Origin of the sequence: Rhabdaerophilum sp. (assembly GCF_046092605.1) — a bacterium.
In the GTDB taxonomy this organism is placed as follows: Bacteria; Pseudomonadota; Alphaproteobacteria; order Rhizobiales; family Beijerinckiaceae; genus Rhabdaerophilum.
In genome coordinates, this window is the sequence record NZ_JBJTDY010000156.1 from 1 (window position 1) to 6,521 (window position 6,521).

Below are 6,521 nucleotides of genomic sequence, written 5' to 3' on the forward strand. Positions count from 1 at the left end.
GTCGTGAATTCCATGGCCTTCAGGAAGGCCACGGCTTTCGGCGCATCGAGCGGATGCGCAACGAGTGTTTCGAGCGCATGCTCCACCGGCACGTCGCGCACGAGCGTGACCAGCGTCTTCGAGATGCGGATTTTCTCCACCACCTCCGGGTCGGTCAGGGTTTCGCGGCGCTTCGGCTGCTTGATCTCGGCGGCGCGCGCGAGCAGCGTTTCGAGATCGCCATATTCCGCAAGCAACGAAGCCGCCGTCTTCACGCCGATGCCGGGCGCACCGGGAATGTTGTCGGTCGAATCGCCCGCAAGCGCCTGCACCTCCACTACCTTGTCGGGCGTGACACCGAAATAATCGAGCACCTCCGCTTCGCCGACGAGACGCTCCTCGCGCTCGCCGGAAGCGGGATCGTAGAGCGTGATGCCCGGCCCGATGAGCTGCATCAGGTCCTTGTCGGCCGAAACGATGGTGGCTTCCGCACCCGCTGCGGCGGCTTCAGTCGCGTAAGTCGCGATGAGGTCATCCGCCTCGTATTTCGCCATCTCCACCGGCTCGTAGCCGAAGGCGCGCACCACGGCGCGCATCAGCGGGAATTGCGGCACCAGTTCTTCCGGCGGCTCGGATCGGTTCGCCTTGTAGGCGGGGAAGAGCGCCTTGCGGAAGGAATCCTCGCTCTTGTCGAAAACAAGCGCCAGATGGGTCGCCTTCTTGCCCCGCGCGCCTTCGCGCACGAACTGGAAGAGCTTGGTCGCGAAGATGCGCACGGCACCCGTCGGCAGGCGATCCGAACGGTAATTGTAGCGCTGATCCTGCCGGATCGACTGGAAATAGGCCCGGAACACGAAGGACGAGCCATCGACGAGGATGACGTGATCGCCGGGGCCGGGTTTCTTGGGAGGAAGTGCGGTGCTCATCCCGCATTTATAGGCGGGGCGGGAAGGACAGTCAGCCCGTTCCGCGCGGCCATCCCGCATGAAAAAAACCGGCGGGTTTCCCCGCCGGCCTGATGCATGCCAAAGCCCGGAAGGGCTGGCGCTTACTTGCCCTTCTTGAGGGCCGCGCCGAGGATGTCGCCGAGGGTCGCGCCGGAATCGGCCGAACCATAGGCTGCCATCGCTTCCTTCTCCTCGGCCATTTCGAGAGCCTTGACCGAGACCTGGATCTTGCGGGTCTTCTTGTCGAAGAGCACCACGCGGGCATCGAGCTTCTCGCCGGCCGCGAAGCGATCCGGGCGCTGGTCGCCACGGTCACGCGCAAGCTCCGAGCGCTTGATGAAGGTGGTGATGTTCGAACCCGCGATCTTCACCTCGAGGCCGCCATCCTTCACTTCCAGCACTTCGCAGGTGACGACCGCGCCCTTGCGGATCGCATCGCCCGCGCCCGCGAAGGGGTCCGAGCCCACCTGCTTGATGCCGAGCGAGATGCGCTCCTTCTCGGTGTCGACATCGAGCACGACGGCGCGCACATAATCGCCCTTCTTGTACTCTTCGATGACCTGCTCGCCCGGACGGTTCCAGTCGAGATCCGAGAGATGCACCATGCCGTCCACATCGCCATCGAGGCCGATGAACAGGCCGAACTCGGTCTTGTTCTTCACTTCGCCCTCGACGAGGCTGCCGACCGGGTGCTTGTCCACGAAGGCTTCCCACGGGTTGGCGAGCGTCTGCTTGAGGCCAAGCGAGATGCGGCGCTTCACCGGATCGACCTCGAGAACCTGCACTTCCACTTCCTGCGAGGTGGAGAGCAGCTTGCCCGGATGGACGTTCTTCTTGGTCCAGCTCATCTCGGAGACGTGGATGAGGCCTTCGATGCCCGGCTCGAGCTCCACGAACGCGCCGTAATCGGTGATGTTCGTGACGCGGCCCGTGAACTTGCCCTGGATCGGATACTTGGCCTCGATGCCCTCCCAGGGGTTGCCCTGGAGCTGCTTCATGCCAAGCGAGATGCGGTGGGTTTCCTGGTTGATCTTGACGATCTTGACCTTCACGGTCTGGCCGACCGCCAGCACTTCCGACGGATGGTTCACACGACGCCAGGCGATATCCGTGACGTGGAGCAGGCCATCGATGCCGCCGAGATCCACGAAAGCGCCGTAATCGGTGATGTTCTTCACCACGCCGTCGATAATCTGGCCTTCCTCGAGGTTCGAGACGAGTTCCTGGCGCTGGCCGGCGCGGGTCTCTTCGAGGACGGTGCGGCGCGACACGACGATGTTGCCGCGGCGGCGATCCATCTTCAGGATCTCGAAGGGCTGCGGAACGCCCATCAGCGGGCCGACATCGCGGATCGGACGGATATCGACCTGCGAACGCGGCAGGAACGCCACGGCACCGTCGAGATCGACGGTGTAGCCGCCCTTGACCTGGTTGAAGATCGAGCCCGTGACCTTTTCCTTGGCTTCGAACGCCTTCTCGAGGCGCACCCAGCTCTCTTCGCGGCGGGCCTTGTCACGGCTGATGACGGCCTCGCCCATCGCGTTCTCGACGCGCTCGAGATAGACTTCGACGCGGTCGCCGATCTTCAGGACGAAATCCTTGTTCGGGCCGGCAAATTCCTTCAGCGCGACACGGCCTTCGGTCTTGAGGCCGATATCGATCACCGCGACATCCTTCTCGATCGCGACGACGCGACCATTGATGACGGTGCCTTCAGCGGTATCCGCCTTCTCGAAGCTTTCGGCGAGAAGGGCCGCGAAATCCTCGCGGGACGGGTTCATTTGAGTGGTGGACATAGAATCTCCGGAATGCGCCTGCCGCATTGCGGCCTCCGGCGCGGGCACTGGTGCTTCATCGTTGCGTTCCATTCCGGGGCGGACGGCCATCGCCGGATGGCGATGAAGCCCGAACGGGCGACCAGTGCGAAGTCGCGGAACCGTCCGGCGGAATGTGTGGTTTCCTCGCCGCGAAGCTGCCGGTCTCGTCGCTTTGGATAAACGACAAAACCGCCAGAACCCGCGAAGGTCCGGCGAATTGCGTGGGGCAATAGCAGAAGGGGGCGATTACGGCAAGCAGCCAGGGCTAGAGATGCTTTTTCGGCCTCACTTTGCGCCGGGCCTTGATGGCCGAGACCTTCTCCACGTCCTCCGGCTGGAGATAGACACCGCGTTCGAGAATTTCGAGGGTGTATTCCTCGTAGGTCAGCCCCAGAGCCTCCGCCTTGGCCTGCCGCGAGAGCAGGACATCCGTGGAGGTCGGGCGCCAGGCGGCGCGATGCGCCTTCTTCCAGAAGAAAAACGTCCCGATGCCGCCGCGCCCCCAGGGCGGGACATGCGGTTTTTCTTTCAGCGGCGGCCCGCCATTATGCCCGATGCCAATGCGTTTCGGGCGGCGGGCCATTTCAAGCCAGATCCAGCACCATGAAGGTGGAGTTCGGGTCAGGCTTGTAGCCTGCGAAGGGCGGGCATTCGCGGAAACCGTGGCGCAAATAGAGTTCGCGCGCGGGCCGGAAATACTCGAACGAGCCCGTCTCGAGATAGAGCCGCTTCAGGCCGAGGCCGCGCGCCTCGTCGATGACGCGCTGAACCACCGCGCTGCCCACCCCGCGGCGCTTCGCGGCGGGAAGGGTGCGCATGGCCTTCACCTCGCCCTCCTCCGCATCGATCTGCTTCAACGCGCCCATGCCAAGGAGTTCACCGGCCTCCCAGAGCGTGAAGAAGGTGATCTCCGGCACCTGCATCGCAGAGTAATCGAGCACATGGCAGGATTCCGGCGGCGAAACCGCGCGGTTTTCGGCGTAGTGGTGCTCCAGCAGCGCGATGACGCGCGGATCGGAAAAATCGCCGGGGCGGATGTCGAAGGCCAAATTCTCCCCTCGCATCATGTTTTCTCCTCACACCATGAAGATCAGATAGCGCGCGCCCAGCATGGGCGGGGTTTCGAAACGCGTCGCGCCATGCAGCACGTAGCGCAGGCAATCGCCGGGGCGCAGCTCATGCGCCACACCCTCGACCGTGAGGGTCAGCGCCCCTTCGAGCATCACCAGATGATGTTCAAGGCCGGGGCGCGGGGGAAGATCGTAGGCGATCACCGTGCCGGCCGGCAGGGCGCCCTCGATCACCTCGCCCGCAAGATTCTGGGCGGGCGGCGATACCGCGCGTCGTGCAAAACCGGTCGCCGGATCATCCCAGACCGGCTGCTCGCTCCGGCGGATCAGCGGCGAGGCTTCCGTCTCCACCTGATGGAGCAGGCGCGAGGCCGTGAGCCCAAAGGCACTCGCTAGCTTGCACAAGGCGACCGCCGTCGCGCTGACTTCCGCATTCTCCAGCCGCGAAAGCGTGGCGCGGCTCACGCCCGAGCGCGTCGCGAGTTCCTCCAGCGACCAGCCGCGCGATTGCCGCAGACGGCGCAGACCCGCGCCGATCTGGCGATCGAGTGAATCGACATCCGGCAGGGCGACGACAGACGATGAATTTCCCATATCCGGGAAATTCTCTCGCATTCGACATATCGTCAAGCCCTTTCGGGTTGCGGCCGCATCAGAAGGCTCAGCGCGAGGCCCGTGAGGAAGCCCCCGAGATGCGCCTGCCAGTCCACGCTCGGCGAAAACAGGGCCACGGCAATGTTCAGCCCGATATTGATGACGAAGAACGAGGCCGGCACATCGAGCCGGCGCAGCATCCATTGCGCCATCAGCGCGCCGAGCAGGCCGGACGTGCCGCCCGAGGCCCCTGCCCCGACAAACGGCGCCTCATGCATCGACACCGACAGATAAGATCCGCCGAGGATGCTCGCGATGAAGAGCAACAGGAACTTCGTGGAGCCGAGCCCGCGCTCCAGAGGCACGCCCCAGGCGAGCAGGCAGATCATGTTCGCGACGATATGCACGAGACTGAAATGCAGGAACCCGGCCGTAAGGTAGCGCCACGGCTCCTCACCCATATAGGGTTCAGCCAGCAGGCCACCCCATTGGATGATCGTGCGCACACCGATGGCGAGGTCGCCATCGGCCATCACCAGCGCGCCATAGATCGCGACATTGGCGATCAGCACCAGCCAGAAGCCGGGAATGGGCCGCTGGGCCGGCGGCGAATCGAGGCTCATCGGCGCTCCTGTCAAGGCCTGGCAAGGGTGCAGGCCCCTTCAGATGTGGACGCGTTTCCGCACCATCGCAAGGGCCGCCGCGACCGCCTGCTCGACATTGAGATCGGTGGTGTCGAGCCGGATCGCATTCGGCGCGATCTGCATGTTGGGCGCATCGCGTTGATCGCGCGCCACGAGATCGGCGAGGATCTCGCTCTCGACGACCGTTTCACCGCGCCCGGTCAGCTCCCGGAAGCGGCGGTTCGCGCGCACCGCGACCTCCGCATCGATCCACAGCTTCACCGGCGCCCACGGCGCGATGACCGTGCCGATATCGCGCCCGTCGAGCACGGCGCCGCCGGGCTGGCGCGCGAAATCCTGCTGGAACTGCCGCAAGGCGCTGCGCAAGCCGGGAAAACGCGCGACGCGGCTCGCCTGTTCGCCGGCCATTCGAGTACGCAGGCGCTCATCCACCAGCCATTCCAGCGCGAAATCCCGCGCGACACGCTCGGCGGCCTGTTCGTCATCGAGGTCGAGGCCGAGATCGGCCATGCGCTGCCCCACCGCGCGATAGAGCAGACCCGTATCGAGCATCGGCAGGTGAAATTCGCCCGCGAGCCGCTTGGCGATCGTGCCCTTGCCGGACGCGGCCGGACCATCGACGGCGATGACGAGCGATGCGCTCACACGATCCTCCCGCCGAGACGCGCCATCAGCGGCAGGAAGTCCGGGAAGCTCGTGGCGATGAAGCTCACATCATCCACGCCCACGGGCTTCGTGCTCGCAAGGCCCATCACGAGGAAGCTCATGGCGATGCGATGATCCATATGCGTCTCGACCACGCCGCCGCCAGGCGCGGCCTTGCCCTGGCCGGAGACGATGAGGTCATCGCCCACGATCTGATGCGCGACGCCGTTCGCGGCGAGCCCGGCCGCGACCGCCGCGAGGCGATCGGATTCCTTCACGCGCAGTTCCTGCAAGCCGTTCATGCGCGTCTCGCCCGTCGCGAAGGCGGCGGCAACCGCGAGCACCGGATATTCGTCGATCATCGAGGGCGCGCGCTCGGCCGGCACGTCCACGCCCTTCAGCGCCGAGTGACGCACGCGCAAATCCGCGACCGTCTCGCCGCCCTCCTCGCGCCGGTCGAGCTCGACGATATCGGCCCCCATCTCCTTCAGCGTGATGAGCAGGCCCGTGCGCAGCGGGTTCATCATCACGGATTTCACCACGATCTCCGAGCCCGGCACGATCAGCGCAGCGACGATGGGGAAGGCCGCCGAGGACGGGTCCGCCGGCACCACGATCGGGCGGGGCCGAAGCGCGGGCTGGCCTTTCAGCGTGATCGTGCGGCCATGGGGGCCGTGGGGTGCCACGCGCACATCCGCGCCGAAAAAGGCGAGCATCTTCTCGGTGTGGTTGCGCGAGGCCTCGTTCTCGACCGGCGCGAGGAGGGCGGCGAGACGGTCGCGGATTTGCGCGTGCGTCACTCGGCGCTGAAGGGCGTGGACGTGC

Annotated in this window: 8 protein-coding genes; all 8 read right to left on the reverse strand. The window is 65.3% G+C overall.

The genetic code is table 11. The annotated features are described in order from the left end of the window. Window positions 1-905, reverse strand: a 905-nt coding sequence (locus ACKODO_RS12040; protein WP_408983677.1) for a 5'-3' exonuclease H3TH domain-containing protein, incomplete at its 3' end; no start/stop codon positions are given. A 122-nt stretch (window positions 906-1,027) separates the two neighbouring features. Beyond that, window positions 1,028-2,722: a 30S ribosomal protein S1 gene (rpsA, locus tag ACKODO_RS12045; RefSeq protein ID WP_408983678.1), complete on the reverse strand. Its 1,695-nt coding sequence runs from the start codon at window positions 2,720-2,722 to the stop codon at window positions 1,028-1,030. A 286-nt stretch (window positions 2,723-3,008) separates the two neighbouring features. Beyond that, entirely contained in the window at window positions 3,009-3,326 is a 318-nt protein-coding gene (locus tag ACKODO_RS12050) for a hypothetical protein (RefSeq protein ID WP_408983679.1), read from the reverse strand. A gap of 1 nt (window position 3,327) precedes the next feature. Continuing rightward, window positions 3,328-3,810 (reverse strand): GNAT family N-acetyltransferase, encoded by a 483-nt coding sequence (locus ACKODO_RS12055; protein ID WP_408983680.1) that lies wholly within the window; start codon window positions 3,808-3,810, stop codon window positions 3,328-3,330. 9 nt (window positions 3,811-3,819) lie between these two features. Further along, entirely contained in the window at window positions 3,820-4,407 is a 588-nt protein-coding gene (locus ACKODO_RS12060; protein WP_408983681.1) for a helix-turn-helix domain-containing protein, read from the reverse strand. A 32-nt stretch (window positions 4,408-4,439) separates the two neighbouring features. Continuing rightward, entirely contained in the window at window positions 4,440-5,030 is a 591-nt protein-coding gene (locus tag ACKODO_RS12065) for a rhomboid family intramembrane serine protease (RefSeq protein ID WP_408983682.1), read from the reverse strand. A 39-nt stretch (window positions 5,031-5,069) separates the two neighbouring features. Beyond that, window positions 5,070-5,696 carry a (d)CMP kinase gene (locus ACKODO_RS12070; protein ID WP_408983683.1) on the reverse strand — a complete coding sequence of 209 codons (627 nt, stop codon included), beginning with the start codon at window positions 5,694-5,696 and terminating at the stop codon, window positions 5,070-5,072. Beyond that, window positions 5,693-6,521: 3-phosphoshikimate 1-carboxyvinyltransferase (locus tag ACKODO_RS12075; protein WP_408983684.1), on the reverse strand; the 829-nt coding region annotated here is incomplete at its 5' end. The genes ACKODO_RS12070 and ACKODO_RS12075, both read right to left, overlap by 4 nt.

What these genes read in the sequence shown, in the direction of transcription:
- rpsA (WP_408983678.1), bottom strand. Translation starts at nt 2,722, where the DNA reads ATGTCCACCACTCAAATGAACCCGTCCCGCGAGGATTTCGCGGCCCTT.
- ACKODO_RS12050 (WP_408983679.1), bottom strand. Translation starts at nt 3,326, where the DNA reads ATGGCCCGCCGCCCGAAACGCATTGGCATCGGGCATAATGGCGGGCCG.
- ACKODO_RS12055 (WP_408983680.1), bottom strand. Translation starts at nt 3,810, where the DNA reads ATGATGCGAGGGGAGAATTTGGCCTTCGACATCCGCCCCGGCGATTTT.
- ACKODO_RS12060 (WP_408983681.1), bottom strand. Translation starts at nt 4,407, where the DNA reads ATGGGAAATTCATCGTCTGTCGTCGCCCTGCCGGATGTCGATTCACTC.
- ACKODO_RS12065 (WP_408983682.1), bottom strand. Translation starts at nt 5,030, where the DNA reads ATGAGCCTCGATTCGCCGCCGGCCCAGCGGCCCATTCCCGGCTTCTGG.